This window comes from Streptomyces sp. NPDC048269, assembly GCF_040652395.1.
Taxonomy (GTDB): domain Bacteria; phylum Actinomycetota; class Actinomycetes; order Streptomycetales; family Streptomycetaceae; genus Streptomyces.
The window spans coordinates 183,130-208,536 of the sequence record NZ_JBEZLW010000003.1; the positions used below are offsets into that span (position 1 = coordinate 183,130).

At 70.4% G+C, this 25,407-nt stretch carries 28 protein-coding genes and 2 pseudogenes; 12 read left to right on the forward strand and 18 right to left on the reverse strand.

Annotated features, from left to right (window positions below; translation table 11 throughout):
• Positions 1 to 31: 31 nt before the first annotated feature.
• Positions 32 to 865, reverse strand: a complete 834-nt coding sequence (locus tag AB0D48_RS04835; RefSeq protein WP_362390799.1) for a hypothetical protein — start codon at positions 863 to 865, stop codon at positions 32 to 34.
• Positions 862 to 1,497 (reverse strand): ABC transporter ATP-binding protein, encoded by a 636-nt coding sequence (locus AB0D48_RS04840; protein ID WP_362390801.1) that lies wholly within the window; start codon positions 1,495 to 1,497, stop codon positions 862 to 864. Before AB0D48_RS04840 ends, AB0D48_RS04835 begins: the two co-directional genes overlap by 4 nt.
• Positions 1,498 to 1,821: 324 nt before the next feature.
• Between AB0D48_RS04840 and AB0D48_RS04845 the strand changes: the two genes are divergently transcribed.
• The 4 genes from AB0D48_RS04845 (at position 1,822) to AB0D48_RS04860 (ending at position 5,205) form a co-directional block, all read left to right on the forward strand.
• The gene (locus tag AB0D48_RS04845; RefSeq protein ID WP_362390803.1) at positions 1,822 to 3,123 is read left to right on the forward strand and encodes an NAD(P)/FAD-dependent oxidoreductase; all 1,302 of its coding nucleotides are present in this window, start codon (positions 1,822 to 1,824) and stop codon (positions 3,121 to 3,123) included.
• A gap of 435 nt (positions 3,124 to 3,558) precedes the next feature.
• Positions 3,559 to 3,768, forward strand: coding sequence for a hypothetical protein (locus AB0D48_RS04850; protein WP_362390805.1), 210 nt, complete (start codon positions 3,559 to 3,561; stop codon positions 3,766 to 3,768).
• 412 nt (positions 3,769 to 4,180) lie between these two features.
• Positions 4,181 to 4,576: an STAS domain-containing protein gene (locus AB0D48_RS04855; protein WP_362390807.1), complete on the forward strand. Its 396-nt coding sequence runs from the start codon at positions 4,181 to 4,183 to the stop codon at positions 4,574 to 4,576.
• Positions 4,552 to 5,205, forward strand: coding sequence for an acyl-ACP desaturase (locus AB0D48_RS04860; RefSeq protein ID WP_362390809.1), 654 nt, complete (start codon positions 4,552 to 4,554; stop codon positions 5,203 to 5,205). The genes AB0D48_RS04855 and AB0D48_RS04860 overlap by 25 nt, the downstream gene beginning before the upstream one ends.
• Positions 5,206 to 5,737: 532 nt before the next feature.
• Here AB0D48_RS04860 and rpsN read toward each other — a convergent pair.
• Together rpsN and rpmB are read right to left on the reverse strand one after the other, a co-directional pair.
• Positions 5,738 to 6,043: a 30S ribosomal protein S14 gene (gene rpsN / locus AB0D48_RS04865; RefSeq protein ID WP_362390811.1), complete on the reverse strand. Its 306-nt coding sequence runs from the start codon at positions 6,041 to 6,043 to the stop codon at positions 5,738 to 5,740.
• A complete protein-coding gene (gene rpmB, locus AB0D48_RS04870) occupies positions 6,043 to 6,279 on the reverse strand; it encodes a 50S ribosomal protein L28 (protein WP_362390813.1) in 237 nt (78 codons plus the stop codon). The genes rpsN and rpmB overlap by 1 nt, the downstream gene beginning before the upstream one ends.
• Before the next feature lie 69 nt (positions 6,280 to 6,348).
• Between rpmB and rpmG the strand changes: the two genes are divergently transcribed.
• From rpmG to rpsR, 4 genes are read left to right on the forward strand one after another with little or no spacing between them, the layout of a single operon-like run.
• The gene (gene rpmG, locus AB0D48_RS04875) at positions 6,349 to 6,513 is read left to right on the forward strand and encodes a 50S ribosomal protein L33 (protein WP_030162346.1); all 165 of its coding nucleotides are present in this window, start codon (positions 6,349 to 6,351) and stop codon (positions 6,511 to 6,513) included.
• A gap of 29 nt (positions 6,514 to 6,542) precedes the next feature.
• Positions 6,543 to 6,791 carry a type B 50S ribosomal protein L31 gene (locus AB0D48_RS04880; RefSeq protein WP_362390816.1) on the forward strand — a complete coding sequence of 83 codons (249 nt, stop codon included), beginning with the start codon at positions 6,543 to 6,545 and terminating at the stop codon, positions 6,789 to 6,791.
• Entirely contained in the window at positions 6,788 to 7,930 is a 1,143-nt protein-coding gene (locus AB0D48_RS04885; protein ID WP_362390818.1) for a GTP-binding protein, read from the forward strand. The genes AB0D48_RS04880 and AB0D48_RS04885 overlap by 4 nt, the downstream gene beginning before the upstream one ends.
• Before the next feature lie 26 nt (positions 7,931 to 7,956).
• Positions 7,957 to 8,196: a 30S ribosomal protein S18 gene (gene rpsR, locus AB0D48_RS04890; protein WP_362390820.1), complete on the forward strand. Its 240-nt coding sequence runs from the start codon at positions 7,957 to 7,959 to the stop codon at positions 8,194 to 8,196.
• Between the two features lie 284 nt (positions 8,197 to 8,480).
• Here the strand turns inward: rpsR and AB0D48_RS04895 are convergent, their stop codons facing one another.
• From AB0D48_RS04895 to AB0D48_RS04940, 10 genes are read right to left on the reverse strand one after another with little or no spacing between them, the layout of a single operon-like run.
• On the reverse strand, positions 8,481 to 10,001 hold the full coding sequence (locus AB0D48_RS04895; RefSeq protein WP_362390822.1) for an ATP-binding cassette domain-containing protein: 1,521 nt from the start codon (positions 9,999 to 10,001) through the stop codon (positions 8,481 to 8,483).
• A complete protein-coding gene (locus AB0D48_RS04900; RefSeq protein WP_362390824.1) occupies positions 9,998 to 10,816 on the reverse strand; it encodes an ABC transporter permease subunit in 819 nt (272 codons plus the stop codon). Before AB0D48_RS04900 ends, AB0D48_RS04895 begins: the two co-directional genes overlap by 4 nt.
• Complete coding sequence (locus tag AB0D48_RS04905; protein WP_362390826.1) at positions 10,813 to 11,760, reverse strand: ABC transporter permease; 948 nt, start codon at positions 11,758 to 11,760, stop codon at positions 10,813 to 10,815. Before AB0D48_RS04905 ends, AB0D48_RS04900 begins: the two co-directional genes overlap by 4 nt.
• Complete coding sequence (locus tag AB0D48_RS04910) at positions 11,757 to 13,322, reverse strand: ABC transporter substrate-binding protein (protein WP_362390828.1); 1,566 nt, start codon at positions 13,320 to 13,322, stop codon at positions 11,757 to 11,759. Before AB0D48_RS04910 ends, AB0D48_RS04905 begins: the two co-directional genes overlap by 4 nt.
• Positions 13,319 to 14,137 carry a class I SAM-dependent methyltransferase gene (locus AB0D48_RS04915; protein WP_362390830.1) on the reverse strand — a complete coding sequence of 273 codons (819 nt, stop codon included), beginning with the start codon at positions 14,135 to 14,137 and terminating at the stop codon, positions 13,319 to 13,321. Before AB0D48_RS04915 ends, AB0D48_RS04910 begins: the two co-directional genes overlap by 4 nt.
• On the reverse strand, positions 14,134 to 15,411 hold the full coding sequence (locus tag AB0D48_RS04920; protein WP_362390832.1) for an MFS transporter: 1,278 nt from the start codon (positions 15,409 to 15,411) through the stop codon (positions 14,134 to 14,136). Before AB0D48_RS04920 ends, AB0D48_RS04915 begins: the two co-directional genes overlap by 4 nt.
• On the reverse strand, positions 15,408 to 16,469 hold the full coding sequence (locus AB0D48_RS04925; RefSeq protein WP_362390834.1) for a dipeptide epimerase: 1,062 nt from the start codon (positions 16,467 to 16,469) through the stop codon (positions 15,408 to 15,410). The genes AB0D48_RS04920 and AB0D48_RS04925 overlap by 4 nt, the downstream gene beginning before the upstream one ends.
• Positions 16,466 to 17,587 carry a pyridoxal-phosphate dependent enzyme gene (locus tag AB0D48_RS04930; RefSeq protein WP_362390836.1) on the reverse strand — a complete coding sequence of 374 codons (1,122 nt, stop codon included), beginning with the start codon at positions 17,585 to 17,587 and terminating at the stop codon, positions 16,466 to 16,468. Before AB0D48_RS04930 ends, AB0D48_RS04925 begins: the two co-directional genes overlap by 4 nt.
• Positions 17,584 to 18,417, reverse strand: coding sequence for a DUF364 domain-containing protein (locus AB0D48_RS04935; RefSeq protein WP_362390838.1), 834 nt, complete (start codon positions 18,415 to 18,417; stop codon positions 17,584 to 17,586). Before AB0D48_RS04935 ends, AB0D48_RS04930 begins: the two co-directional genes overlap by 4 nt.
• Positions 18,414 to 19,700 carry an ATP-grasp domain-containing protein gene (locus AB0D48_RS04940; RefSeq protein ID WP_362390840.1) on the reverse strand — a complete coding sequence of 429 codons (1,287 nt, stop codon included), beginning with the start codon at positions 19,698 to 19,700 and terminating at the stop codon, positions 18,414 to 18,416. The genes AB0D48_RS04935 and AB0D48_RS04940 overlap by 4 nt, the downstream gene beginning before the upstream one ends.
• Before the next feature lie 181 nt (positions 19,701 to 19,881).
• Between AB0D48_RS04940 and AB0D48_RS04945 the strand changes: the two genes are divergently transcribed.
• The gene (locus tag AB0D48_RS04945; RefSeq protein ID WP_362390842.1) at positions 19,882 to 20,469 is read left to right on the forward strand and encodes a GNAT family N-acetyltransferase; all 588 of its coding nucleotides are present in this window, start codon (positions 19,882 to 19,884) and stop codon (positions 20,467 to 20,469) included.
• 253 nt (positions 20,470 to 20,722) lie between these two features.
• On the opposite strand, the gene AB0D48_RS04950 is transcribed toward AB0D48_RS04945, so the two are convergent.
• The gene (locus AB0D48_RS04950; RefSeq protein WP_362390844.1) at positions 20,723 to 20,887 is read right to left on the reverse strand and encodes a hypothetical protein; all 165 of its coding nucleotides are present in this window, start codon (positions 20,885 to 20,887) and stop codon (positions 20,723 to 20,725) included.
• A 21-nt stretch (positions 20,888 to 20,908) separates the two neighbouring features.
• Entirely contained in the window at positions 20,909 to 21,538 is a 630-nt protein-coding gene (locus AB0D48_RS04955) for a sulfite exporter TauE/SafE family protein (protein WP_362390846.1), read from the reverse strand.
• A gap of 464 nt (positions 21,539 to 22,002) precedes the next feature.
• Here AB0D48_RS04955 and AB0D48_RS04960 point away from each other — a divergent pair, with 464 nt between their 5' ends.
• Positions 22,003 to 22,203, forward strand: coding sequence for a hypothetical protein (locus AB0D48_RS04960; protein ID WP_362390848.1), 201 nt, complete (start codon positions 22,003 to 22,005; stop codon positions 22,201 to 22,203).
• Positions 22,204 to 22,232: 29 nt separating this feature from the next.
• Here AB0D48_RS04960 and AB0D48_RS04965 read toward each other — a convergent pair.
• Positions 22,233 to 22,554, reverse strand: a pseudogene (locus tag AB0D48_RS04965) (metalloregulator ArsR/SmtB family transcription factor).
• A gap of 842 nt (positions 22,555 to 23,396) precedes the next feature.
• Between AB0D48_RS04965 and AB0D48_RS04970 the strand changes: the two are divergent.
• Positions 23,397 to 23,963, forward strand: coding sequence for a hypothetical protein (locus AB0D48_RS04970; RefSeq protein WP_362390850.1), 567 nt, complete (start codon positions 23,397 to 23,399; stop codon positions 23,961 to 23,963).
• A 77-nt stretch (positions 23,964 to 24,040) separates the two neighbouring features.
• Positions 24,041 to 24,877, forward strand: a complete 837-nt coding sequence (locus AB0D48_RS04975; RefSeq protein ID WP_362390852.1) for a DUF4097 family beta strand repeat-containing protein — start codon at positions 24,041 to 24,043, stop codon at positions 24,875 to 24,877.
• Positions 24,878 to 25,005: 128 nt separating this feature from the next.
• On the opposite strand, the pseudogene AB0D48_RS04980 reads toward AB0D48_RS04975, so the two are convergent.
• A pseudogene (locus AB0D48_RS04980) lies at positions 25,006 to 25,383 on the reverse strand (histidine kinase); the annotation flags it as partial.
• Between the last annotated feature and the right edge of the window lie 24 nt (positions 25,384 to 25,407).

A 25,407-nucleotide genomic window follows, 5' to 3' on the forward strand; every position in this document is an offset into this window, starting at 1 on the left:
TGAACCCCGGGCCTTCGCTCGGCGGCAACACTCAGCCGCGCTGTGACTTCGCCAGGCTCCGAGCCCGTTGTCCAGGCGGTGTCTTCACCGGTGTCCTGTGGGACCACGGGGAGCAGGAGGGGCGGTGGGCGTGGAGGACGACCAGCGCCAGGGCACCGGTTGCTGCGGACCAGGTGAGGGAGAGCAGGCCGTGGGACCAGGGGATGTGTGAGGTGAGGGCCGAGCTCAGTGCCAGCTGGTTCACGCCATACAGAGGAAGCGCGGACACGCCTGCCACATCCATGAGCGTGTTGAAGACGGGGTTCTGCAGGCCGGTGTCGACCAGGCTCAGCATGATGATGAGGAAGAAACCCTCCAGCTCGCCGCGGACCAGGGAGCCGAGCAGAAGGCCGATGCCCCCGTAGGCGAGGCCGGCGCCTGCAAGGGCCAGCGCCAGGGGGCCTGCGTGGCGTACGGGCATGGAGATCCACAGCAGGATCGTGGTGTAGAAGGCCAGCAGGGCGGCGGTGAGGGCGACGGCAGCAAGTTTGGCCAGCAGTATCGGCAGCCGGGGGTAGCCGGCCAGCAGCAGACGGCGGTCCATCTGCCGGGACTGAAAGGTCTCTGTGAAGGTGACGAAGCCGGCGACCAGGGTGACGGCGCCCAGCGCACTGGCCACCTGGCCCACCCGGCTGGCCCGGGCGGAGGCGGAGGCACTGATGGCGTCCAGCCAGATGCGTACCACTTCGTCCGAAGTGCACAGGCGTGCCACGGCGATCCACACCGGGATGAACGCGACCGCCAGAGACAAGGCCAGCCGGTTGCGCAGGTGGCCCAGCAGAGTGCAGCGCAACAGTGCGGTGAATGCCGTCCAGGAGAGCCTCAACGGCTGGTCTCCTCGAAGTGCAGACGCCCCTGGCGCAGATGAGCGATCGCGTCGAAGTGGTGCAGGTCGTGCAGCAGATGCGAAACCACGATGATCGACCGGCCCTGATCGCGCAGATCGGCGGCCAGGGTCCAGAACCGCTGATGGGTCTCCCAGTCGAAGCCCTGATAAGGCTCGTCCAAGACCAACAACTGCGGATCATGCATGAGAGCGATCAGCAGGTTCAGTTTCTGCCGCGTTCCGCCACTGAGCTCGCCGGCCTGCTGTCGCCGGCAGCCGGTCAGTGCCAGCAGCTCCATCAGCTCGCCGGCGCGCTCCAGCGACGGCAGCCGGTAGGCCATCTGGAACAACCGCAGATGCTGTCCGACGGTGAACGCGTCGTTCAGTACCGCTCGCTGCGGGCAGTACCCCACGGCACCCGTCCGTGTCACTGTTCCGCGGTCGGGTGCAAGTTGTCCCACGGCGATCTGCATCAGAGTGCTCTTGCCCGCCCCGTTCTCGCCGACGACTCCTACCAGCGTCCCGGCGGGCACATCCAGGTCGACGTCGCACAGGACCTGCCTGCCGCCGTACGCCTTGCGGACTCCGCTGATCCGCAGCCGTGGCCGGTGGCTCGTCGTTACTGCCTGCACATGAGCCCCTCGAAAGATCGGATAGGCGTAGCGAGCCGGCCCCGGAGGTGAAGCCCGCCGCAGAGGCCGGGGCCGCACAGGCTTACGCCCACCGGATTGTCCGGATCCTGGCCGATCAGCTGCGCTCGGCCCGGGACGGCTCAGCCCTGGGCGGACCTGTTCGCCTGCGCGAGGTGGCGCGCCGGTGCCCGGTCTCAACGAGTCCGGACGGCCGGTGTAACGGCAGACACGGCCATTCGGGTGGCCATGTCAGCAGCAGCCGCCAAGGGACTCTGTCTCCACGACGAGCGTGACGTGAGCGGCGGTCCGCCGTTGTAGGAGGCGATGCCCCCGACACCACAGCGAGACTTCAGCGCTCCCACGATCGTGATCGGAGCCGGTGCCCACGGCCTGGCGGCCGCCGCGCTACTGCGCCGCTCCGGCGCGCCGACCGTGATCCTGGAACGGTCGGACCGAGTAGGAGCGAGCTGGGCGCAGCGGTATGACCATCTGAGCCTGCACACCACTTCAGGCACCTCGAAACTCCCCGGCCTGCCGGTGCCGCGCCGGGCGGGCCCGTGGGTGAGCCGGGACGACTATGTGCGATACCTGGAGCGTTACGTCGCCCATCTCCGACTCGACGTCCGGGTGAGCACCCCGGTGCAGCGCATCGAACGGGCCGAGCCCGGTTCGGGAGCACAGTGGCTGGTCCACACCCCCGACGGCCCAGTGCCCGCGGGTGCGGTCGTGGTGGCCACCGGCCGCTGCCATACCCCGAACCTCCCCCACTGGCCCGGGCGTTCGACCTTCACCGGCACGCTGCTGCACTCGGCCCACTACCGCTCTCCGGCCCCCTACCGCGGGCAACACGTCCTGGTGGTCGGCGCCGGCAACAGCGGTACCGAGATCGCCGGCTTCCTGGCCGGGGCCGGAGCCGAACGGGTACGGATCGCAGTCCGTACCCCACCCAACATCCTGCCCCGCTCCAGCGCCCGATGGCATGCGGTCGGCCGGCTGACAGAGGTCCTCCCGCTCGCGTGGCGCGACCGCACCTCCCTGCTCACGCAACGTTTCGCGGTGCCCGACCTGACCTCACGGGGACTGCCACGGCCCCGCACGGGCCTGTACACCCGCAATGTCCGCGAAGGGGTCAACCCGGTGCTCGACCACGGCTTCGTGGACGCCGTCCGGTCCGGGCGGGTGGAGCCGGTCGCGGCCGTCCAGTCCTTCGACGGCCCCGACGTGTTGCTGGCCGACGGCACCCGGCTGCGACCCGACACGGTCATTGCCGCCACCGGGTACCGGCCCGGCCTGGAAGGCCTGGTCGGGTCCCTGGGCGTGCTCGATGAGGCCGGGCAACCCCTCGCCGTTGGGGCACAGACCCATGCCGAAGCCGCGCGCTTGTACTTCGCGGGATACACCAATCCCCTCACGGGCGTCCTTCGCCAGGCGGGCATCGAGGCGCGCGCCATCGCCCACGCGTTCCGGCGCGAGACGGCGCGGGCACCCCTCCCAGCCCCCCGCGTTGGCGACCGCGGGGCCGACACGTTGCACAGAGGGCACACTCCCGCGCCATACCAAGGGCGCGAAGAAGAGCAGGCGTCCATCGCCCGCGACCGTCATGCGGATGCTGCACGACCACGATGAGTAGACGGCCGCGGCCGCGCTCGCCGAGAGGCTGAGCGACCCCCGAGCAGCAGTCAGCCCTTGATGGCCCCAATGGCTGACACCGCACCCGCGCAAAGGACTGGAACGCAGCTGGCCGATTGCAGGAAGTGGGACTCCGAGGCGAGGCCACCGGACGCAAACGGCTGGCCGGCCTTCAGGCAGCACGGGAGAAGCGGCGGCAGTGGGAAGCCGCAGTGCAACAGGCAAAGATCGGTTACGCCGAGGCAGCCCGCGTCCAGCGACTCGAAGCGCAAGAAAAAGCATGGCGCCGCGCCGCCTTCCGACGCCGCCACGTCGGGGACGGGCGTCACCCGTGTGCCTCGCTTCGTAGTCGCCGTGATGCAGACCGTCACGGTGCGTGTCAGCGTGATCCGAGAGCAATCCGTACCCCACACATCAAGAGGAGTCGCCGTCATGGACGGTACGCAGGACAAGCGCCAGGAGCCGGGCAAGGGCCGCGAGGCACAGGAGCACCACCGCCCCGGAGACCCCGCGCACCCCCAGCCGGGCAAGCCGTCCCGCGAGCAGGCACAGAAGCAGGGCAAGCAGGGCCAGAAGGAGACCTCGCGCCGCCGCGAGGACGACCTGCTGCGCGAAGAGGACCTGCACGACGAGAACCTCTGAGCAGAGCACCACTCGCCCATACACGCAGGCCCGGCCGGTCCACAGCCACCTGGCCGGGCCTGTCACGTCCCTGCAAGCTCAGTAACAGGGCTGGCGCTCCACGAACTCTGCAGGCTGCTTCACCTCGGCCGGTACAGCCGCCGATCTTCTCTTCACCGTTGGACAGCACGGGGCGTGCCCCAGTGGCCGGGCGTCGTCTGGACTGCGGCCATGACTTCTGGGACTGTAAGGGGGACAACCAGCCTGGTCTGGTGGGAGACCCCGCACCGCCCCTACGGCCATATCCATGGCCAAGGCCTGGTACGGGTGGTCTCGCTCGGCTGCGCGCGGCCCTACGCCGCGCGCTCAGCGGCCCTCTTTCCCGCATCGGCGGGCGACCGTGATGGGCTCGACCCCTGAACGGGGGCGAACCATGAACGACGGCATCCGCATCACCATGAGCCACGATCCAGAAGGCACAGTCATCACGGTGGCCGGCGAACTGGACATGGACACCTGCCCGAGCCTGCACCAGGCCACCACCGCCGCGGCAGCCAATGGCGCCCCCTTACACCTGGACCTCATCCGCGTGCCCTTCATGGACGTCATCGCACTGCACCTGCTGCTCGGCCTCCAGCGCGACTTCCAGCGGCGTCAGCCACCGTTGACCATCAGCGGATTCCAGCGGCAGCCCGCACGGCTCCTCACCCTCACCTCCAACGATCACCTGCTCCGCAGCACCCCGCCACGCGACGTCATCTTCCCGCCGGTCTTCTCGGAGTCGGGGCCCGGTCCCATCAGGGCGTGTTGCACGGGCTCGCTTATGTGACGGTGCAGGAACTGGCGACGCGGGTGGCGTACCGCAATGCCGACCGGCACAGCGGCGATCCGGTGTGCGAACGGCTCATGATGCGGATCGCGGCGGACGAGAATTTGCACATGGTGTTCTACCGGGAGCTGTTGCGCGCAGCGCTGGAGATTGCGCCGGGGCCCGCGCTGGCCGCGATTTTGCAGGACGTGCGCGATTTCCGGATGCCTTCCTATGCGTCTCCGGACTTCGCCCGGCTGGCGATGGACGTCGCGCTCGGCGGTATTCATCACGTCGGGCACTTCCATGAGGAGGTCGCCGTACCGCTGCTGCGGTCGCTCGGAGTGCTCGATCTGGTGGCCGTGGGGTCGGCGGGCCGACGGTGCCAGGAGGAACTGGGTGGTTTCCTGGAGTCGTTGCGGGAGGAGGCACATGGCTTTGAGGAGCGTCGTCGCCGGTTGCTGGAGCGCCGGGCCAGGTGGGAAAGGTCATCCGGGGTCGACGGGCCCGCCCCTGCCGGAGTCGGCGGGCCCGCACCCGTCCGCCAGCCGTGCGTGAGGATGACGACGACGTTGTGGCCGCCGAATCCGAAAGAGTTGCTGGCCGCGGCTCGGATGTTCTGGGCGGCGGCTCGTTTTTGTGACCGGTGAACGCAGCCGATGTCGGCCATGAAGGCCGCCGGGTCGACACCGACCAGTACCGGCGCGGGGTCGTAGTGGTCGGACACCGCGCTCACGCCGATCCGCGGCTGCCACAACTCCACCAGGAACGGCAGGACATCAAGCTCCGGCGGCAGGGTGAAGACGACGTGGGGCTCCCCCATCGCCCGCCGGATGGCCATCAGGTCCTGGCGGAGGATCACCACCGGATCACCGGTCGCCCCACACGTCAGGCGCACTCCCAGCTCCGCATCCGCCCCGGCACCGAAACGCTGCACAACCGGGTATCCGGTGCTGCGGCCATGGATCGAAACGGACAGCACCACCGCATGCGGGCTGCTGCCCAGCAGTTGATCCACCACCAGGCCCCGGGCGTACGGGGAGTTGCCTGCCACCACGCTCAGCAGACCCTTGGACATTCGGTTTCCCATCAGTTGAGGCACGCGACACGCCGGGTGGTGCGCGCGGGCGCCCACATCCCGCCGGAGATGTGGGCCCGCGCGCGCTCACCCGGCAGGCAGCACTACCAGGACGACTTGGTGACTCCGGGGAGGAACCCGGCGTGCGCCTGCTCCCGCATCCGGACCCGGGAGAGCCCGAACTTCCGCAGGTGGCCGCGGGGCCGGCCGTCCACGCTGTCCCGGTTGCGCACCCGGGTGGCGCTGGCGTTGCGGGGCTGCTTGCGCAGCTCCGCCACAGCGGCACGGCGCTCGGCCTCCGTCGAGGACGGCCGCCGCAGGACCTCCTTCAGCTGGGCCCGCCGGGCCGCGTACCGCTCGACGATCTCTTTGCGCTTCTCGTTCTGCGCGATCTTGCTCTTCTTCGCCATCAGACCTTCACCCCTCGGGCCCTGATCCGGGCCACGGCCGCCTCGACGCCGATCACGTCGACGGTCTTGATCGCCTTCGCGCTGAGAGTGAGGCGGACGTGCCGCCCTTCGCTCGGCAGCCAGTAGCGCTTGCGCTGGATGTTGGGGTCGAAGCGGCGGGAGGTGCGCCGGTGCGAGTGGGAGATGCTGTTGCCGAAGCCCGGCTGGGCCCCGCGCAGTTGGCAGTGGGCGGACACGGTGTTACCTGACTCTCTTTGAACCGGAACTGTTATTGGAAATGATTTCCATTCCCGTATAGTAGCGGCATGGCACGCAACGAAGTACGCCCGATCGTCAAGCTCCGCTCCACCGCAGGCACCGGCTACACCTACGTCACCCGCAAGAACCGCCGGAACGACCCGGACCGGATGGTGCTGCGCAAGTTCGACCCGGTGGTGCGCCGGCACGTCGACTTCCGCGAAGAACGCTGATCCCACTCCCCTGCCTGAAGGACACCGTCATGAAGCCTGGAATCCACCCCGCCTACGGCCCCGTCGTCTTCCGCGACAAGGCCGCCGACTTCGCCTTCCTCACCCGGTCCACGGCGACGAGCACCAAGACCGTCGAGTGGGAGGACGGCAACACCTACCCCGTCATCGACGTCGAGATCTCCTCCCAGAGCCACCCCTTCTACACGGGCACGGCACGGGTCCTGGACACCGCCGGCCGCGTCGAGCGCTTCGAGCGCCGCTACGGGAGCAAGGCGTGAGCCTGCCCGTCGTCATCGTCGGCGGGCTCCACTCCGACGCCCGCAAGGAGGTCGTGGACCGGTTGCTGCACGCCGTGCCGGGCAGCGTCGCGGTCCACCACGACCTGGCCACTGCGCCCACGGGCACGGTGCTGCGCCTGGTGCGCGACGCTTCTGGCAAGCTGTCCCGAGGGGAGGCCACGCTCTTCAACGACTGCGCCTGCTGCGCGCTGCGCGAGGACCTGGTCCCCGAACTGGAACGGCTGGCCGACAGCGGCATGGCCCGGCTGGCTGTCGTCGAGCTGTGGGACTCCGTCGAGCCCAAGGCGATGGCGGAGGTCGTCGTGGAACACGGCGCCGACATACTCGAGCTCACCGGCGTGATCACCGCAGTCGACCCCGCCCTCGTCCTGCCCTACCTCGTCAACGGCGACGACCTGGCCGACGTAGGCCTCGCCGCGGCCGCCTCGGACCAACGAACCGTCGGAGACACCTGGGCACGGCAGCTGGAGTACGCCCCCGTACTCGCCCTCGTCGACAGCGAAGAAGCCGACGCTGAGGACCGCGCCCTCCTCGCCCAGCTCCACCCGACCGCCCGCCAGGTGCCGGCCGGATCCGGAGAGCTCGCCCAGCTGGCCTTCGCCGGCTTCGACGTGGAGACGGCGGCCGCCGCCCAGCACCCGGCCTGCGCCCTACTGCCCCAGGAGGCCGACGAGGCAGGAGTCACCACCCTCGTCTGGCACCGCAGCCGCCCCTTCCACCCCGAGCGGCTCTACCAGGCGCTGGAAGACCTCTGCTGCGCGGCCGCCCGCAGCCGCGGCCGCTTCTGGCTCGCCGACCGCCCCGACACCCTGCTGGCCTGGGACGCCGCGGGCGGCGCTTTGTCCGTGGAGAACGCCGGCCCCTGGCTCGCCTCCCTCCCGGACGCCGCGTGGGAGATGGTGCCGCCGATGCGCAGGGCTGCAGCCTCGCTTGACTGGCACCCCGAACACGGCGACTGCTGCCAGCACCTCGTCTTCACCTCACCCGGTCTCGACCGCGACGGAGTGGAGCGGCTCCTGGAGTCCTGCCTGCTCACCGACGCCGAATACGCGGCAGGACCTGAGGCGTGGAGATCCCTCCCCGCCGCCTTCGACTCCCTCCTCGACCCCGTCTCCTGACCACCCACGCTCCTCAAGGAACCCCGATGGCTCGCCGCCAGATCCCGAACAAGCCGCTCAAGTCCCGTCCCAACCCGCTGGACGCGGCAAAGATCACCTACATCGACTACAAGGACACCGATCTGCTGCGGAAGTTCATCTCCGACCGGGGGAAGATCCGCAGCCGCCGCGTCACCCGCGTCACCGCGCAGCAGCAGCGCCTACTCGCCGCAGCGATCAAGAACGCGCGTGAAATGGCCCTGCTCCCCTATGGCAACAGCCGGTAGGGCCGGTACGTCTTCCTCGTCGGGGAGGAACAGCTGGGATGAGCAGGGCCCCTTTGCCCCTGGAACCCCGCCTCCGAACCGCGATTGACGTCCTTGCTCGAGTCGGCGTCACTCCTCCACACACTCGTGGGCGCCGTCGGATCGCCCCTCAACATCGTGCTGCCGGAACGGATCGCGGGGAACGTGGAGCCCGGATCACGGCGACCGGGCCCAAGGACCCGGAGTTCTTCCGGCTTGCCGCACGTTCGGGATCCAGCCCCGTGCTGGTGGCCGTGCGCTGAGGGTCACCGGAATTCGGGGGCGGGCGCCGTCCCTCGCTGCCGAGGCTCCGTGGCCTGGGCAGCCGCGTGCAGCAGGGCTCTGGTGAACGGGTGCTGCGGTTCATTGATCAGTTGGTGAGCCGGTCCTTCTTCGACCACGCGTCCCGCGTCCAGGACCGCGACCCGGTCGGCCAGGACCCGGGCGGCGGCGAGGTCGTGCGTGATGAACACCAGGGTGAGCTCCTTGCGTTCCCGGAGCGCGCCGAGCACGCCGAGGATGGCGTGCCGGGTGACGGCGTCGAGCCCGGAGGTGATCTCGTCACAGACGAGGACCTTCGGCTCCGCCATCAGGGCCCTGGCCAGCGCGGCCCGCTGGAGTTCGCCGCCGGAGAGAGCGCCGGGGCGTCGTTCGGCCAGGCTCTCGGTCAGGCCCAGCCCTTCCAGTGTCCGTACGGCCACTTGGCGCGCGTCGTCCTGGTCCACACCCTGCAAGCGCACGGCGGTACGGGCAATCTGATCGAGGACGGGCCGATGCTCGTCGAACGCCGCCTTCGCGTCCTGGAACACGTACTGCACGGCGGCCAGTTCGGCGCGGCTGCGGGAGCGCAGGCTGTGCGGCAGCGGGGCGCCGTCGAGCAGGACCGTGCCTTCGTACGCGGAGTGCAGGCCGGCCAAGCAGCGTCCCAGCGTGGTCTTGCCGCTGCCGGAGCGGCCGACCAGCGCAAGGCATTCGCCCACCGCGGCCGAGACCCCGATGTCGCTCAGTACCTGGATCGTGCCCCGCGCTGTGCGGTGCGTCGCGGTCAGGCCTCGTGTGTCCAGGCGCACGGATCCGTCCCGGCGTCCTGTCGGCCCTACGGCCAGCACCTCCTTCGTCGGGTCGGTGAGGACCGACGAGGCCGGTCCGCGGTCCACGACCCGGCCGTCCCTCATCACGACGACCTCGTCGGCCAGTTGCCGCACCACGTCGAGATCATGGCTGAGCAGGACGACGGCGATGCCCTGCTCTGCCACAGCTGCCAGTTCCGCCACGATGCCCTGCTTGGTGAGCACGTCCTGGCCGGTCGTGGGTTCGTCGGCGACGATGACCCGGGCGCCCAGCAGCAGCGCCTGTGCCAGGACGACCCGCTGCTGCTGCCCTCCGGAGAGCTGGTGGGGAAAGCGGCGCATCACGTCGGCGGGATCCGGAATCTGGGCAAGGCGGAGGGCCCGGTGGACGCGTTCGCGCATCTCCCGCCGGTGGCCTCCCTGACCGATGGCGATATCGCGCAGCAGCGCTCCGACCCGCCGTGCGGGGTTGAGGACGGATGCCGGGTGCTGGGGGACGTACCCCACCGCACCCCCCGCCGTACGCACCGTTCCTTCGACCTGGGCACCCGCCGGGTACTCACCCAGGAGGGCGAGTCCGGTGGTGGTCTTGCCGCTGCCGGAGGGACCGATGACAGCGATGACCTTGCCCGCATGGGCCTCCAGGCTCACACCGTCGACGATGGCCCTTCCGTCGATCTCCACCCGCAGACCCTGCACTTCTACGACGGGGTTCATCGTCTGGCTCCTTTCCAGCGGTCACGTTTTTGAAGGGCCGCGTCGAACAGCAGGTTGGTGCCCATCGACAGCGCCGCGATGAGGAGAGCCGGTACGACCACGGCCCAGGGCTGCAGGAAGAGCCCGGTCCGGTTGCGGTCGACCATCACCGCCCAGTCGGCAGCGTCGGGCTGCACCCCGACTCCCAGGAACGCGGCCGTGGACACCAGGTACAGGGCGCCGGTCAGCCGGATCCCGGCGTCCGCGGCCAGGATTCGCCGCATGGAGCGGGCCACGTAGCCGATGGCCGTGCGCCACCAGGATTCGCCTTGCATCCGCAGGGCCTCGACCGCGGGCCGGGAGGAGATCTCCACGGCGGCCGCGTGGACGACCCGCGCCGCGTCGGGTACGGCGGCCAGCCCGACCAGGACGGTCAGTCCGACGGGACCCGGTGTGAGGGTGGCCGCGACCAGGAGCACCAGGAGCAGCGAGGGCACCGCGATAAGTACATCCAAGGGCCTCATCAGGCTCTCCTCCAGCCAGGTGCGGCGGGTGAGGGCTGCAGCGAGCCCCAGGGGGATCGCGATGAGGTAGGTGAGGGCAGTGGCGGCAAGCGCAACGAGCACGACGGACCGGCCGCCGAGCAGCACCTGCCGCCAGACGTCACGGCCGGTGAAGTCGGTCCCGAGCCAGTGCCCTTCGCCGGCGCTGAAGGAGACGGATCGTGGCCCGGCGGAGCCTGCCAGGTGCGGCCCCAGGAGAGCCAGCAGCAGAGGCAGGGCGATCAGCGCAACGGCGAGCGCGTACCTCGGCAGGGTCTGCCGGGCGTGCTTCATGCCGCCACCTCCGAACGCGGGGCGAAGCGGCGCGCGACCAGGTCCGCGGCGAGGTTGACCAGGACGGTGACGACACCGAAGACGACGGCCATGCCCTGGACGACCGGTACGTCGCGGGCGGTGACGGCCTCGATCAGGACCGTGCCCAGGCCCGGGACGACGAACAGGGCCTCCACGACGATCACTCCGCTCAGCAGCCAGTCGCAGGTGCGGGCCAGTTGCTGGGTGGCGGGCGCCAGTGCGTTGGGCAGGGCATGCGTCCAGCGGATGCGCCACGGGGGGACCCCGTAGCGCCGTGCCTGCGCGACGTACGGCGAGGCCATCGCGTCGATCGTCCCGGCGCGCACCAGGCGGCTGAGGGTGCACACCGGCCGGGACAGCAGGACGAGGACCGGCAGGACCAGGACGGCGGGTTCGGAGAAGATGTCCGCACCGACGGCGGTGGGTGGCAGCCAGCCGAGCCACAGCCCGAAGAGCGTGGCCAGCAGCACCCCGAAGGCGAATTCGGGTACGGCGTGCACGGCGAGGGTCAGGGTGCTGACGGTCCGGTCCAGCAGGCCGCCTTCGCGGCGGGCCGCGAGCACTCCCAGGCCGACGGAGAGCGGGACGAGCAGCGCGAAGGTGGCGCTGGCGAGGAGCAGGGTGGGGCCGAGGCCTGCCGTGAGGTAGCCGGTGACGGGCCGTCCGGTGACCAGGGAGGTGCCGAGGTCGCCGTGCAGTATGCCGATGACCCAGTGCAGGAGCCGTTCGGCGGCGGGCCGATCCAGGCCCATGGCCTCGCGGATACGGGCGATGCGCTCGGGGTCGGGCTGGTCCCCCGCGAGGGCCACGGCGGCGTCGCCGGGCAGGGCCTCGGTGAGCAGGAAGATGAAGAGGACGACGGCCGCCGTCTGCCCCAGACCGAGGAGCAGACGGCGGCCGACCCATGAGAGGTGGAGTGTCACGCGAGCCAGATCTTGTCGAAGCGCGCCCAGTCGAGGGTGTTGGCGGGTGCCGCCTTGGACACCCCGCGCACCTTGGGTGCGGTGGCGACGATCCAGTCGGCGAATCCCCAGATCAGGAAGCCGCCCTCGTCGTACAGGCGGCGCTGCATGCGCTCGTAGAGGGCGCCGCGCTGCGTGACGTCACGGGTGGACTGGGCCTGCTGGTACAGGTCGTCGAAGTCCTTCTGCTGCCACTTGGTGGCGTTGGTCGTGGACCCGGTCAGCAGCCGCTGCGAGATATGGGACTCGATGGGCATGGCCCCGGACCGGTAGGAGGCGAAGGTGCCCGAAGACAGGATGTCCTTCCAGTACGTGTCCTTGTTGCCGACCTTGACCTCGACGGTGACGCCGGCCTTGGCGGCCTGCTCCTTGAAGATGCCGGCGGCCTCGACGAAGCCGGTGGCGGCGGGAGCGGTGTCGAGGGTGACCTTGAGGCCTTCGGCGCCTGCCTCCTTGAGCAGGGCGCGGGCCTTGTCCAGGTCCTGGATGCGCTGCGGGAGCCCCGCGGGGTAGTACTGGTAGCCCTTGCCGAACAGGTCATTGCCGACCTCGCCGGCGCCGGAGAGGGCTCCGTCGACGAGTTCCTTACGGTCGGTGATGAGGAAGAAGGCCTGGCGGACGCGCGGGTCGTTGAACGGCGGACGGTCGGTCTTCATGACGAAGCCCTGCATCGCGCTGCCCGCGAGGCGGACGATGTCGATCTTGCCCTTGCCCTCGTGCGTGCGAGCGGTGGCCGGGTTCAGCTCATGGGCGTACTCGACCTGACCGCCGAGCAGGGCGCTCACGCGTGCCGATTCCTCGGACGCGACGACGAATTCGAGTTCGTCGAGGTGCGGAGCGCCTTCCCAGTAGGCGTCGTTGCGCCTGACGACGAGGGAGCTGCCCGGCTTGAAGGAGACGAAGGTGAACGGTCCGGAGCCGATGGGCTTGTCGAAGGCGGTGGCGTCCTTGGGGACGATGTAAGCGCCGAAGGCGGCGAGGACGTTGGGGAATTCGGCGTACGGGCGCTTGAGCTGGAACTCGACGGTGGACGCGTCGATGGCTCGGCTGGCATCGAGGTCGATCGGCTCCAAGGATGCCTTGGCACGGAAGGTGCCCTTGGGATCGGCGATGCGCCGGTAGCTGTAGAGGACGTCTTCGGCGGTGACCGGATTACCGTCGTGGAAGGAGGCCTTGCGCAGGGTGATGCGCCAGGTGTCGAGAGCCTCGTTGGGCTCCCAGCGCTCGGCGAGCCTGGGGACGGCGGCGAGGTCGGCGCCGAAGTCGGCGAGCTTGTCGAAGAGGGCCTTGGCGCGGGCGGCGTCCACGAACAGGTTGGCGGCGTGCGGGTCGAGGGTCTCGTTGGCCCCGCCGCCGGCGAAGGCGGCCCGCAGCCGGCCGCCCGCCTTGGGGGTTCCCGCTGCGGCGTTCTTGGCATCGGGGGTTGTGGCGCCGGAGCCGCAGGCGGCGCTGAAGGTGAGGGCGGTGGCGCCCGTGGCGATCAGAAAACCTCGACGGGCGAGGCTGGAGCGGGCGTCGTTCATGGGGCGGTGTCTCCGTTGCTGGGGTGAGGCGTGAGCCGGGCGACGACGTGGAGGCGGTCAGAACTCGTGGTCGCGTGCTGGGCCTCGCCCTCGCTCCACGGCGGTTCGGTGCGCGGGCCGGGTCCGTCGTACAGCGCGAGGACTTCGAACCCGGCGGTGCTGAGGAAGTACCGCAGCTCCTGCGGGAAGAGGAGCCTCCAGGCGGAGTGCTGCTCGTCCGGAAGGGAGCCGTCGGCGGTCCAGGTCCGTCGGCGGCGCAGGAGTTGCGCGCCATGATCGATCCACAGGGTGGTGTGGGAGGTGTACGTGGTGCCGCGCCAGGCGAAGGTGTTGGTGCGCGGGCCGTCGAGGAGTTCGGTGTTGCCGAGGAAGAAGGCTCCGTTGCGCATTTCGGCGACGAGCAGGCCGCCGGGATTGAGGTGGGCGCGGCAGCGGGCCAGGAAGGCGGTGAGGTCCTCGTTGGCGTGGCAGTAGAGCAGGGCGCTGTCCAGGCAGACGATCGCGTCGAAGGTGGCGTCGAGGTCGAAGTCGCGCATGTCGGCCCGGTGGTAACCCGGGCCGGGGTGGCGTGTGCCTGCGTGGGCCAGCATGGCCTGCGATGTGTCTATGCCGGTGACCTCGCGGCCGGCCCTGTGGTGCAGCCAGGCGGCGTCGCGACCGGTGCCGCAGCCGACGTCGAGGACGCGGGGTCCGGCCCCGTGGCGTGCCAGCACGTCCTCGGTCCAGCGGGCCGCCAGGCGGTCTGGGTCGGGGAAGCGCTCTTCGTAGAGCTCGGGGTGGTCGGTGAGCAGGTTGCCAGTGGTCGTCTCTGTCATCGGGTCTCACTTCGGGGCCGGTCGGGGAGCGCGGGAGCCGTCGGATCGGGTGCTTCCACCGCGGGCAGGGCGCGTCTTCGCTGCAGGTACGCCACAGCCCCTGCCGAGAACAGCCCGAAGGCGAGGCAGCAGACATAGGGCAGCCAGGCCAGGCCCGTGTGGCGGGCGGCGGTGTCCATGGACCAGCCGATGGCCGCACTGCCGACCGCGGCCGCGACGCCGGAGATTGCGTAGAAGAGCCCGTAGAACGTGCCGGTCAGGTTGGCTCGGCCGAAGGCCGGTATCAGCTCCATCACGAACGGCGAGGCGATCATCACCCCGAGGTGCAGCAGCAGGGCCCCGGCGAGCACCGGCAGGAGGCGCAGCGGGTGTGCGGTAGACGTGCCCGCCACGAGTATCGGGGGCAGGAATCCCAGGCTCATGACGCTCAGGCCGGTGGCAATCCAGCATCCCCTGCTGCCCCGGGCTTTAAGGGCGCGGGTGATGCGGAGCTGGAACAGCAGGTTGGCGATGGTCCCGGCGAGGAACAGCAGGCTGACCGAGCCGCCCCAGTCGGAGGCGTCGGTCGCCGCGCGGGGCAGCAGCAGGTACAGCTGGCTCTCCAGGCCGTACATGCCGACCATGGCGAGGGAGAACGCCAGGAACCGCCGGTTGCCCATGACTTCGCGCCAGTCGCCGAGCATTCTGGTCTCAGGGGCCCGGGTCTCCCGAGCGGGCAGCACCAGCAGCTGCGCGAGGGTGAGGGCGGCGAACACACCGGCCGCGGTGACGGCGGCGGCCCGGAAGTCCACGAGCAGCAGCAGGCTGCCGAGCAGCGGGCCGAGCAGCGCCCCGGTGGTGGCGAAGACGTTGAACAACGCGAAGGCCTCGGCCTTGCGGTCGCCGGCCTCCTGGGCGACGTAGGTGCGTACGGCGGGGTTGAAGAGGGCCCCCGCCAGCCCGCTGAGTATGGACGCGGTGATCAGCAGCGGCAGGCTGTCGCCGAGGGCGAACAGGACGAATCCCAACGTACGTACGGCGCAGCCCGCGATGATGACGCCGCGGGCGCCGAGCCTGTCGGCGGCCGAGCCGCCGATCAGGAAAAGGCCCTGCTGGCTGAGGTTACGCAGGCCGAGGACGATACCGACGACGGCAGCCGACAGTCCCAGATCGTCGGTGAGGTGGGTGGCCAGGTACGGGATGAGCAGGTAGAAGCCGGTGTTGACGCCGAGCTGATTGACGAGGAGGAGGCGTACGGCGAGCGGGAAGCCGCGCATCGAGCTGAGGATCTTCACCGTACGACCGCCATGTGAGTGCGCCGGACGCCGAGTCCGGCCCGGTCAGCAGCGGCCCGTACAGTGCCGTCCGTGCCGCCGATGCCCGTCCAGGGGTCGTCGGCGAGCAGCAGGTGCCCGTCGAGGTCGACCCATCGGGCCCGGTCGGCGAGGTGCACGGCCGGGGCGATGCCGAGCGAGCTCGCGGTGAGGCAGCCGAGCATGAGGTCGGTGCCGCTGCCGCGCAGGGCCTCGTGGATGCGCAGGGCGGCCCGTACGCCGCCGCATTTGGCGAGCTTGACGTTGACGCCGTGGACCCGTCCGGCGAGCGCCACGGCATCCTCGTACGAGACCGCGTCCTCGTCGGCGATGACGGGGACCGGGGATTCCTTGGCGACACGGGCGAGCGCATCGGGGCTGCCCGGCGCGATGGGCTGTTCCACGGCGGTGACGCCGAGGTCGGCGAAGCGCGGGAGCAGGTCGATTGCCTGGCGCTCGGTCCATGCTCCGTTGGGGTCGAGAAGCAGGCTTACCCCTGGGGCTCCGACTTGTACCGCGCTCAGCCGGGCGAGGTCCTCCGCCGGATGGGGCGATCCGGCTTTGATCTTGAGGACGGTGAAGCCGTTCAGGGCGAGGCGGGCGGCCTGTGCGGCCGCCTGTAGGGGCGCGACGATGCCGATCGTACGGGCGGTCTGTGCGGCCGGCGCGGTGTGTGCGCCCAGCAGCTGGTGGGCGGGTCTGCCGGCCCTCTTTCCGATCAGGTCGAGCAGGGCAGCCTCCAGTCCGGCGAGTACACCGGCCGACAGCTGCGAGAAGTCGGGCAGCGTCTCGGCGACGTGTTCGTCCCAGGCGGTCTCGGGGTCGGGAAGGTGTTCGACGGCGGGCCGCGCCGTGGTGAGGTGCCGGACGATGCGGGCGGTGGGTAGGCCGAGGTAGTCACTGCTGACCACCTCACCCCATCCGGTCAGCCCGCCGTGCTCGATCGCGATCCAGACGGCGTCGCGGCGGGCCATCACGGAGCGGGAGATGCGGAGCGGCTCGGCCAGTTCCAGCTCCGTGGTGTGCCAGGTCAGTCTCATGCGGCACCGTCCCGGGCCGGTGCCGGCAGGAGCGGACGGCTCACCGCGAGCGGGTCGACGAGGGTGCGGCAGCGGGTCCAGCCCATGGCCTCGACCGCGTGCGGGTGGGGAATCTCCACGGGGCGGACGGCGAGGTCGGCCCGGTCAAGGCCGTGCGCGTGGCAGTAGTCGTCGTCATAGACGGTGCCGAGGTAGCGGTGTGGACCGTCGGGGAAGACCGTCGCGACCACCGCTCCGGTCTCGACGCGGGCCGCCCAGGCGGAGACCAGGGCGACGGCGCCGGTGCTCCAGCCGCCGCTGACGAAGCTGGTACGGGCGAGCCGACGGCAGGCGTCGACGGCCTCGGCGGGGCCCACCCAGTGGACCTCGTCGAAGGCGCGGTGGGCAACGTTGCGGGGGTGGATGCTGCTGCCGAGCCCGCGCATCAGACGGGGTCGCGCGGGCTGGCCGAAGATGGCGGAGCCGATGGAGTCGACGCCGATCACCTTCAGCCGAGGCCAGCGACGGCGCAGCGGGCCGATGAGGCCGGCACTGTGTCCGCCGGTGCCGACGCTGCACACCAGCACGTCCAGGTGCTCGATCTGCTCACAGAGTTCGGCCGCCATGGAGAGGTAACCCGCGGCGTTGTCCGGGTTGTTGTACTGGTCGGGCCAGTAGGCATCCGGCGTCCGGGACAGGACCTCGCGCAGCCGGGCGATCCGGGCGGCCTGCCAGCCGCCTTCGGCAGCGGGCCGCTCCACCAGTTCCAGCTGCGCTCCGTACGTCCGCAGCAGCTGCCGCATGGACGGCTCGAGCTCGCGGTCACCGATGAGGACGACCGGATGCCCGAGGGCCTGCCCGGCGAGGGCCAGCCCGATACCCAGGGTCCCGGAGGTGGATTCGACCACGGTGGCGCCCGGACGGAGTTCGCCGCGCTGTCGGGCACCGCGCAGCATGGACACGGCGGACCGTGCCTTCATGCCGCCGACGCCGAGGCATTCGAGCTTGGCCCAGAAACCGGGGTGCGGATAGGGCAATTCCGCGCGGATCCGGGCGAGGGGGGTGCGGCCGATCAGCGTCAGCAGCTCCGGGTGTGCGCTGCGGGCCGGCGGGCGGTGCAACGGGAGTGCGGTGGTCACCGGGCACCTCCGTAGCGGTGGATGACTCCCGGGCCGCCGTCGAGCCAGAAGAAGGGGTACGGCTCCGCGGACACGGCTCTGACCCCGGCGCCCAGGAACCTCGGCAGGATCGCGCTGCCCGTCTGCGCGAACATCACCAGGGGCTTACCGGTTGCGGCGGCATGGTCGAGCAGCGGCTGGAAGCTGCCGTTCCCCAGGGTCATGCCGGAGGCGAGGACGGCGTCGCAGTGCTCCAGCTCCGCGAGGGCATCGGTCCGTACGGACTCGCCCCACTCGGTGGCACCGCCCTTGAGGTCGCAGGGCACGTACTCCAGGCCGCGCGCACGCAGCTGTTCCAGCAGGGAGTTGACCACGCCGACGACGAGGATCCGGCGGATCCCGGTCGCGGGCAGCAGATCGACCACGGCGCGGGCCCGGGCTCTGGACCGGTGCAAGGAGCCGCCGGCCGGTATGGCGTAAGGGCGGGCGCCATGGTCGGGGGTGTGGGGGCGGACATGGCTCAGGTAGGCGTCGAGTGCGGCGACCTGCACGGGAAGGATCGGGTGGTCGAGGAGCTCGGCCACCGAGACGCCGACACAGTCGTCGAGTGCCGCCGCGGGCATGGCTCCCGGCTCCACGGCGCAGGATCCGACCGCCGCGTGCAGGCGCAGGCTGAGGACCTCGTTGCGGTATCCGCTGCTCCGGCCGGTATGGCGGACCGCCTGGGCGGTGGTGAAGGCGAGCGCGATGCGTTCCTGGGCGGGGTCGGGGCCGTAGCCGCCGCCGCGGACGTGCGCGATGAGCTGGTCGAGGGTGCGTACGGCGGGCTCGTGGAGCGTGGGCGCGGTCATGCGGGCACCGCCGAGGGGAGCTCGGCCGAACACTCCTCATAGGTGGGGTGCAGGTGCGCGAGGAGCCGCTCGGCGGCCTCCCGGGCGCCACTGCCACGGGCGTCAGCGGTCATGATGTGGCCGAGGTACTCGTTGTTGCTGGTCGCGGCACGTACGGCACGCCCCGGCTCGGCCAGGGTGAGCTCCAGCATCCCGGGCTGCGCCCGGACCTCGTCGGCGCCCTTGATACCGGTGAGGGTGCCGACGGTATCGGGGAGCAGAAAGGCGATGGCGGCGCTGCGCACGCCGGTCGGGCGCGGCGTGAGATCGGGCGTGCGGCCGAGGGCGACGTCCACGCAAGCTGCGGCCAGGTCGATGCCCGTGACGTGGCGGACCAGCTCGGTGATCCGGTTGCCGGCGGGCCGAGGGTTGACCTCGACCACCTTGGGCCCCTCGGGGGTCAGTTTGATCTCGGTGTGGCACACGACGTGGTCCAGGCCGAGGGCCTTGATCGCGGTCACAGCCGTGTCGGTGGCCGCCCGCTCCGAGTCCGGCGCAATGGCGGCCGGGAACATGTGACCGGTCTCGATGAAGGCCGGCGCACCGCCGATGCTCTTGTCCGTGACACCGACCACGCTCGGGGCACCGCCGAAGGAGACGGTCTCGACGCTGACTTCGGGGCCGGTGAGCAGCTCTTCGAGAAGGACGACGGGCATCCGGTCCTGGCCGCGTGCGTTGACCGGGAACTCGGCCAGGGCACGGCAGGCGAGCTCCAGCTCCCGCCCGTCCCGGACCTGACGGACCAGCATCCCGGCGCACAGGTCCACGGGCTTGACCACCAGCGGATAGCCGATCTCCCGGGCGGCGGCAGCGGCCTGCACCTCGTCCGCGCAAAGGGCGAAGCGGGGGCCCGGCACTCCTGCTTCGGCCAGCACCCGGCGGGTCAGGTCTTTGCGGCAGGCCGCCTCGACCGCTTCGGATACCGGGCCGGGCAGGCCCAGCCGCTCGGCAATCCGGGCTACAGCCGGCAGGTAGTAGTCGCAGGAGGAGACCACGCCGTCGAAGGCGAGCACCGCGTGCAGCCGTTCCAGGTGGGGCAGCAGCTCGCCGATGTCGTTGGTGTCCGCGGTGATGATGTTGCGCGCTGCGAGCAGCGGGTGTGGGCCGTCGGATCCGGCCGCGCGCAGGTAGTGGTGCAGGTCGCGGGTGACGAAGGTGAACTCGTGCCCGCCTTCACGGATCGCTCTGGGCAGCAGCCTGCTCATCGACCCCACCCAGCTCTCGACAACCAGCAGATGCGCCAAGGGACTTCCTCTCGAAATACCGCCGCGACCGCGGGGCATACCTGCGAAGCGGGCCGCCCGACGGGAGGCGGCCGTACCGAACCGAGAAGAAGCTATCTGAAATCGTTTTCATTTCCAATAGACCAGATTTCCGGTAGCCTGCCGCTCACGAGACCGGAGCACCGGAAGGGGCCCCCGAGCCATGAGAGACCTGACGCAGGGGCAAGAAATCGGGCCGTACGTGGTGCGGCACGCCAGGACCGAGGACGTACCCGGCGCGCGGAGCGTCATGCTCGACACGTTCTACCGGGAGTTCGACTACGGGTATGTGCCCCAATGGCACGACGACGTCGTCGACATCGAAAGCACCTACCTCGCACACCCTCGCCATGCCCTCGTCGTGGCAGTCCTGGGTGAAGAGGTGGTCGGCACCACCGCACTCAACTCCCGGGGCCCCGCCCACCCCCCGCACCCCCGCTGGCTCACCCAGCGCTACCCGTCCGGGCGCACGGCCCAGCTCCTACGGGTGTACGTACGCCCGGACCACCGCAGGCACGGCCTGGCGCGAGCCATGGTCAGGGCTGCCTGCGAGTTCGCCGCGGGCGTCCCCGGCTACGACACCGTCTACCTGCACACGAACGTCGACATCCCCGGCGCGGAAGCCTTCTGGCGCAGCATGGCCGACGAAGTCTGCGACGCGCGGACGACGGGCGAGCACGGCGGATACGGGACCGTCCACTTCGAGATCCCGATTCATGTCGCTGCCACCGTCGGCCAACTCTGCAGCTAGCGGACGAACCACTACTCCAGTGGGGCCCGCCTGACTACGTCGTCACCGACGCGAGGGAGGCGCAGGATGCGGCCGACCGCGCCGGTGCACCTTTCGGCGGCACGCAGGGCGACCTCGTCTCCTACAGCGGGCAGGGCCGCGGCCGGGGCGGAGGTCCGGACGGCGACCGATCGGCCGTCGTCCAGGCGCAGGCAGGCAGTGAGTCATGGCCGTAGTCCTCTCGGCGGCTCGGACACCACCGCCGGGCCATGGATCACTTGTGCCGGGCGAGCTTGACGGCGGACACAAGCAGGATCACGGCCAGCGCGGGGATGAGTATCAGGTCCGAGAACAGCCCCAGGAGCAGCCCACCCAGCACGGCACCGGCGATCGAGCCTGCGGCCATGACGAGCGTGAAGCGGAGGTTGGCGCCCAGCACCGCAAAGCTGCCATCCCGGCTTTAGCGGGCGAAAGCCACCAGCATCGTCGGTAGTGAGACCAACAGGGAAAGACTTCCGGCGGTCTTGATGTCCTCCCCGAACAGCAGCACGATCGTCGGGATCAGCAGCTCCCCGCCTGCCACGCCCATGATCGCCGCGACCACACCGATGCCGAAGCCCACCATCACCCCGATCGGAACCTGCGCGGCCGGGGGAAGGACAAGGGTTCTCAAGGTGGTGGCGTGGGTGGCCACCAGTGCCGCGGCCATGAGGACCATCAGTGCGGCCAGCACCTTATAGAGGGTGGAGCTGCGCATCCGTAGTGCCCACGATGCTCCGGCCCACGCGCCCAGCAGGCTGCCCGCCAGCAGGTTGACGGCGACGGGCCATCGCGCGGCCACCTCGGCGGCCGGGACCGCTGTCAGACGGGCGGGCAGCGCCACCAGTACGACGACCAGGCTCATCGCTTTGTTCAGGATGACCGCTGAGAGGGCGGCGAACCCGAAAAGTCCGATCAGCAGCGGCAGACGGAACTCCGCGCCGCCCAGCCCGATCGTCCCGCCCAGAACGCCGATGGTCGCTCCCGTGCCGAACACCAGAGGAAGGGAGCCCGTGGCACGTACGGGGATGAGGTTCTGGTCGGTGGCCATAGCAGGCATCCTTGCTGTCGTGGCCCCGCCCGCCACGAAAGGCCCCCAACTTGGGGAGAAGGCACCGACCCCCTCACCGCAACTCGTCCGGACCTCCAAGCAGCGGGGAGGCCGCCCCGGCCGGTGCTCCGCCGCTCGAAGCAGAAGTCGATCTCCTGCGGGGTGATCGGGTCCGGTAGGCCATTCGGAATGGCATGGGCCTCAGCGGTGGTGAGGGTCGGCTGTGACGGTGTCGGCGCGGGTTGGCCTGCTGGTTGGGCGGTTCGGGGCAGGGCGCCGAGCAGTTTCAAGCTCCACTGGAGCGTCCTGCGCACACTCGGCATCTGCGCCGCCCTCGGGCTCGGCCCAGCGCTCACCGGGGTTCCCGGCATCTGAGCCGCTGGCCACAACACCATGGGATCCCCGACGGGCGGCGCAACGAGCATCCGGCCCCAGGCGTGCCCCTCATCGGCCACCGGCGCAGAGTGCCGGGCGATGTCTCCAAGGTCTTCTCCGAGACCCTGGCCGGCGACAAGACGGCCAAGACCCTCGCGGCGGACACTGGCCTGAAGCCCGACATCCTCGACCCCCTCAAGAGAATCACCGACAGGCCCCAGGACGCCGACTACTTCGAGGTCATGCGGTCCACCGTGAAGAACCCCCAGAAGGCCCTCGGAGCCAAGTAGCGCGGCGAGTCCTGATGCGCCTCCCTCGGCTACGCCTCGGCGGGAGCGTCCCGCAGGCCGAGACGCAGGTGCTCGACGTGGAAGAGGGCCTGGTCGACAAGTTCGGCGACGTGGTGGTCATACAGGGCATGGACGATGGAGCGGCCCTGGCGTTCGCCGGTGACCAGGCCGAGGTTGCGCAGCAGGCGGAGCTGGGGGGAGCAGGCGGACTGCTCCATGCGCACGGCCTCTGCGAGGTCCCACCGCACAGGGCCCTTCCTGCAGGCGGGCCAGAATCCGCAGCCGGGAGGGGGTGGCCAGGGCCTGGAGCGTGGCGGCTACGTCCGCAGCCCTCGCCCCTGCCCGTGGCATCGCTTCCTACGCGTCCACACGGCGCCCTGGGTGCAGGGACCACCGCGACCTCGTGAGTGATCGGCCGTACCGGGGCGGGGCGGGCCGGCACGCCCCGTCGCCGTGGGCGTCGCCTCGGCCATCGCAGCGGATGCGTCGGTGAGGTCGGCATGCGCGTGGGTGCCGGCGTCGGCAACGGAGGGCGGGGCGTGAGCCGCCACTCGGGTGTAGTTCGCCGGTGGCCAACGAGCAGCCATGCCTATGTCCGTCCGAAGCCTCCTCGTTGTCTGCCGACCCTTGAACCCCTCTCCAGCCCGCAAGCCGGGCGCCGTGACTGAGAGCATGCCGATGAGGCCTTCGCCACGGTGAGGAATACAGATGCCGCGACAGCTAAACGAACGGCAGCAACAGGTGCTGCAACGGTTTGGCCGAGGATGCCCTGACGGCGTCTGGGAAGGAACCGGGCACAAGCTCAGCTGCCAAGCCCTACAAAGCCGGGGGACTGGTCAAAATCTCCCCGAGACCAAGGAGCTGCACGCAGGCTGGTGCAACGACGGATACGAGATCCGGCTGGTCGACACCCCCGCCTGGCGCTTGGCCGTGCTGTCACCCGTTCCCGTACCGGTACGGCTCACCACGCCACACCCCAGTGGTCAAGCTCTGCAGGCGCACCCCAGCCCATGGCGCTGACGAAATCTGTGCAGGGTAGAGCCTTCCGTCTCATCCACGCATTGCTCACCGCAAACCAGAGGCTGGGGGTATGCCAGCGCGTTCGGCACGGCCGAGAGTGAGGCGCAAATGGTGCACCATCGTGGCGCCATGACAAGCTTGCCATGGCGCCACGATGGTGTCATGATTGCGCTATGGACCTCACTCCCTACGTCGACAACCTCCGGCACGAACTCGGCGTCGCCGCCGAGGCAGGTGGAGACGAAGCCCGCGCCCTGGCCGAGCGGCTCAGCGCCCCGCTCGAGTCGGCCGCCCGGCTCACCCTGCTGAACGCCCTGTCCGACGCGATGGAGGAGGTCACCCGCGACCTGGCCCCAGGCTCGGTCCATGTACGACTGCGCGGGCTCGACCCCGAGTTCATGGTCTCGGCCCCGCCCACCCCGGACACCTTCGATGAGGGCTATGCCCCGGTGGCGCCGCCGCCACCGGCGCCCACGCCGCCGGCCCCGGTGGACATCGAGGACGGCGCCACCTCGCGCATCAACTTCCGCCCGCCCGCCCAGCTCAAGGTCCGGGTCGAGGAGGCCGCGAGCCGCGAAGGACTCTCGGTCAACGCCTGGCTGGTCCGGGCCGTCGCCGCTGCCCTGGAACCCACGGCGAACCGCGGCACGGGCGACTCGGGCCGGGCGCCCGCAGCCGGACAGGGGTTCACCGGCCGGACGCCCGCAGCCGGGCAGGGATTCACCGGCTGGGTGCGCTAGCCAACCTCGCACCTCTCACGTAGTCCCGCGCAACACGTACTCCTGACAGCACACAACAGCCAAAGGACGGCTCAGCCATGCCTACTTTCGACACCCCCGGGCCCCTCTCCGCCACCCTTGACCTCGGCATGGGGCGGGCCCGGTTCATCGCGGGCAAGCGCACCGACACCGTGGTCGAGGTGACGCCGAGCGACCCCGGCAACGAGCGGGACGTACAGGCCGCCGAGGACACCCAGGTCACCTGCGCGGGCGGGGAGCTCGTGGTCAAGGGCCCCAAGAGTCGCTCGCCCTTCGGAAAGATCGGTTCGGTCGATGTGACCGTCGAACTGCCCGCCGGCTCGGACCTGACCGGCAAGACGGGTCTCGGTGACTTCATCGGCGAGGGGCGGTTCAGGAACTGCCATCTGACGACGGCCACCGGTGACATCCAGCTGGAAGAGGCCGTGTCGGTACAGCTGAAGACCCCGCACGGGGACGTCCTCGTGGACCGTGCGACCGGCGGGGTCGACATCCAGGGATCGGGTCGGGTGCGGCTCGGCCGGGCCGACTCCACGGCCACCATCAAGAACCTCAACGGCGAGACCGCGATCGGGGAGATCCGCGGGGAGCTGACAGTGCGCTCGTCCAACGGACCCATCAGCGTCCAGCACGCGGGCTCCTCCGTCACGGCCAAGTCCGCGAGCGGCGCCATCCGGCTCGCCGAGGTGGTGCGTGGGCAGATCACCCTGGAGACCTCGGCCGGGGCGCTCGAGATCGGGATCGCCGAGGGGACTGCGGCCTGGCTGGACGTACGGTCCAAGGCGGGGCGTGTGCGCAACGAGCTCGGGTCGGCGGAGGGGCCCCAGGCGTCCGAGGAGACGGTCGAGGTCCGGGGCCGGACCAGCGCCGGCGACATCGTGATCCGCCGGGCCTGAGCCACCCAGCGACCAAAGAGGACCCGAGCCGCTCACCGGCCAAGACGGCCGGAGCCGCTCACCGCTCCAAGAGCGCCTGCCTCGCCCACAGCGTGGGCACCCCATGGTGAGGCCGACGCCCGCCCCACATCCCCATAGCGCTGGAAGGGCTCGAAGACGCAGCCCTTGTCCTCGTCCGGGACGCCTGGAACTCGGTCGACGATACGGACCTCGACGCACTCGCCGAGGGTGCCGTCGGCGACCCCTACCACCCCGTCGAGGTCGATCTCGCAGATGAGCGGGATGACCGTACCGGTCTGCGGGCGGGACACATCGAAGAGGGCCCCGCTCAAGTGGCCCAGGCCGCCCGCGCCGATCCTCGTCCGACCGGTGCACGCTTCCGAGCGCAGAGACGTGGCAGAGGCCTTGATGCCGTGGCTGACCGCCGCGAGTAGCGCCGTACGGATCCGGTTGCCCTCCGCCAGGCCGCGCGCCGGCTGAGGTTCCCCCTGCAGCCGCCGCCGGTCCTGACTACCCCACGGAAGCCGTGG